This is a genomic window from Paraflavisolibacter caeni, from assembly GCF_025628885.1.
In the GTDB taxonomy this organism is placed as follows: Bacteria; Bacteroidota; Bacteroidia; order Chitinophagales; family Chitinophagaceae; genus Flavisolibacter; species Flavisolibacter caeni.
Genome location: NZ_JAOTIF010000069.1, coordinates 1 through 2,076 on the forward strand (window position 1 = coordinate 1; position 2,076 = coordinate 2,076).

Annotated in this window: 1 protein-coding gene; it reads left to right on the forward strand. The window is 52.6% G+C overall.

All coding sequences use genetic code 11. The annotated features are described in order from the left end of the window. A partial coding sequence (locus tag OCK74_RS27785) for a non-ribosomal peptide synthetase (protein WP_279300383.1) occupies window positions 1-2,076 on the forward strand: 2,076 nt, incomplete at both ends.

Genomic DNA, 2,076 nt, shown 5'->3' on the forward strand with positions numbered 1-2,076 from the left:
GAGCAGCAGCAGTTGCTCCATGGCTTTAACAGCTGTGAAGTGGCTTATCCTAAACACCACACCCTTGTCTCTTTGTTTGAACAGCAGGTGGAAAAGACACCCCACAGCATGGCCCTGGTCTTTGAAGAGCGGCAACTCACCTATCAGGAGCTCAATGAAAGGAGTAACCAGCTGGCCCACTTGCTTAGGAGCAAAGGCGTTAGACAGGACTCTTTAGTGCCTCTGTGCATGGAAAGGAGTGTGGAAGTGCTCATTGCCATTTGGGGGATCTTAAAAGCAGGAGCAGCTTACGTGCCCATAGATCCGGACTACCCTGTAGACAGGATCCACTACCTGCTTCAGGACACGGCGGCTCCTTTAGTAGTATGCAGTGAGAGCAGTAGGGAAAAGCTGGAGACTACCCCACTTGAACTCCTTGAAGTGGAAGATTTGGTGGTGGGCCTGCAGCCGATGCACAACCCTCAAACAAATCTGCAGCCCTCCCACCTGGCTTATGTGATCTATACCTCGGGTTCCACGGGTACGCCCAAGGGGGTGATGGTGGAACACCACAGTTTGGTGGATTACTACTATGGCCTTTCACAACACCTGCCTATCGGGCAGTGCCGCAGCTTTGCTTTGGTCTCCACCCTGTCTGCCGATCTGGGCAACACGGTGCTGTATGGGGCCCTGTTGAGTGGGGCAGCCCTGCACCTCTGCTCCAAAGAGCTGGTCAATGACGGTCATAGATTGCAACAGTATTTTATTCAACATACAATTGACTGTGTCAAGCTGGTGCCTTCCCACTGGCAGGCCCTGAGCAGCGGGAGCGAGCTGCTGTTGCCTGCTCGCCTGCTGGTCTTTGGAGGTGAAGCCCTCAAGCGGGAAGTGGTGGAACAAATCCGGCAGGCAGCCCCCCTGTGCATTGTAGTCAATCACTATGGACCTACAGAGACCACTATTGGCAAGCTGCTGCATGTGGTGAGCAGGGATAGAGCGTACCATAGCCTCATACCTATAGGAAAACCCTTTAGCAATACCAGGGTATATGTGCTGGATGGGCAGCTCTGTCTGTGTGCTGTAGGAGTGAGTGGGCAGCTCTATATCAGTGGAGAGGGGCTGGCCAGGGGGTACTGGAACAATGAGGCTTTAACCAAAGAGAAGTTTATCGACAATCCCTTTACTCCTGGAGGAAGGTTGTATGCCACCGGGGATGTGGTGCGGTATGTTGAGGATGGGGCTATTGAGTTTGTGGGCAGGGTGGATGAGCAGGTCAAGATTAGGGGCTATCGCATAGAGTTGGGCGAGATTGAAGCCGTGGTGCAGCAGAGTGGGTGGGTAAGCCAGTGTGTAGTAGTAGCCAAAGAGGATACTAATGGAGGAAAAAGATTGGTGGGTTATATCGTTTCTGCACAAGAGAAAGCCTTTAATAAAGAACCATTAATTGATTATTTAAAAAGCAGGCTGCCGGAGTACATGGTGCCTGCTCAGTGGGTGGAGCTGCAAAGCATTCCTTTGACCGCTAATGGCAAGGTGGACAGGAAAGCTTTACCGGATCCCAACAGCACAGAGGGGGTGGGGAATAAACAGGAGGGGCCCAGAAATGAAGTGGAGGCCCGGCTGTGTGCGCTGTGGCAGGAGCTCTTGGAGGTGGAGCGGGTGGGAGTGCATGAGGACTTCTTTGAGTTGGGGGGCCATTCCCTGTTGGCCATTCGGGTGATTGCTGCGGTACGCAAGGAGCTAGAGGTGGAAGTAAGTATAGGTGATGTGTTTGACTATCCCACCGTAGCCCAGCTGGCGGAGCACCTGCAGGTAGAGAACAGGGAGGTGTTGCTACCCTCTATTGAAGCTGTAGTGCAAAGACCAGAGCGGCTGCCTTTATCCTTTGCCCAGGAGCGTTTGTGGTTCATTGACCAGTTGGAGGGCAGTGTGCAATACCATGTACCAGCGGTGCTTAGATTAAAAGGAACCTTAAATAAAGAAGCACTGGAAGCTGCCTTCCGGGGCGTGATCGAGCGTCATGAGGTGTTAAGGACCATATTCCTTGAAGAAGAAGGCCAGAGCTATCAATACATACAAGCAGCTGATGGCTGGAAG